The 799-nt window shown below is 66.3% G+C and carries 1 protein-coding gene and 1 pseudogene; both read right to left on the reverse strand.

The genetic code is table 11. The features are described 5' to 3' along the window. A partial coding sequence (locus tag DYI24_RS27305) for a hypothetical protein (RefSeq protein WP_164574534.1) occupies positions 1–199 on the reverse strand: 199 nt, incomplete at its 3' end. Between the two features lie 255 nt (positions 200–454). Continuing rightward, a pseudogene (locus DYI24_RS27310) lies at positions 455–799 on the reverse strand (TetR/AcrR family transcriptional regulator); the annotation flags it as partial.

Below are 799 nucleotides of genomic sequence, written 5' to 3' on the forward strand. Positions count from 1 at the left end.
CTTCGGTGGCGCTGCGCTCGGGCATTGCCGGGCGGCCGGGCATGCGCGGTTGTTCGGTGGCCGGCTGCTGCGGGGCAGCCTCGCCGAGCTGAGCATTGATCCAGTCGGTGAGCGACAGCCCGGCGCGCTTTGCGGCGGCCTCGGCCTTCTCGCGCACTGACGGCTCGATCTCCTCGACACTCCACGACACGCGATTCATGCTCTTGTCCGCACCCAAGCCGGCCCCAGCCGCGCCCCGCACACCTCCGCGTCGTGCTCAAGCGAACATCGACACGACGCGGGAGTCTGCCTCTGGATCGACTTTTTCCCGTTAGGGTAAATACCGAGTTAAGGATCGGCGCGGACGGCGGTGAAACTTAACGATCGAGGCAGATAGCTTGGTTTTGCAGCTATTTTGCCGCGCTTTCAGCGGGACAGGAGCGGCTCGGGAGGCCGTCCGTTACCGCCGGCGTCGCTAACCGCCCGCGCGGGTGAACAGTGCGCTGAGGTCGTCGATGTCGGATTCCGTCACGGCGTTGAGCGCCGGATTCATCACCGCGGTCTGGCCGATATAGGCCCAGTACAGGAACTCGGCCCGAGGGCGGGCATGGCGACTCTCGACGCCGGATTCGATCATCAGCTTGGACAGGTATTCGACCCGCCTTGCGTCGACCGCGGCGACCATCTCTGCGGCGGCCGGATCGGTCGCGGCGAGCTCGCGGATGGCGCGGTCGAGGCTGCGGTCCTCGTTGAAGGCGAGCTTCATCAGATGTGTCAGCCGTGCGGGGCCGACGATCGCCGCATCGATCTCGCGGAACAC

The organism is Rhodopseudomonas sp. BR0C11, from assembly GCF_010820945.1.
GTDB lineage: Bacteria > Pseudomonadota > Alphaproteobacteria > Rhizobiales > Xanthobacteraceae > Rhodopseudomonas > Rhodopseudomonas palustris_H.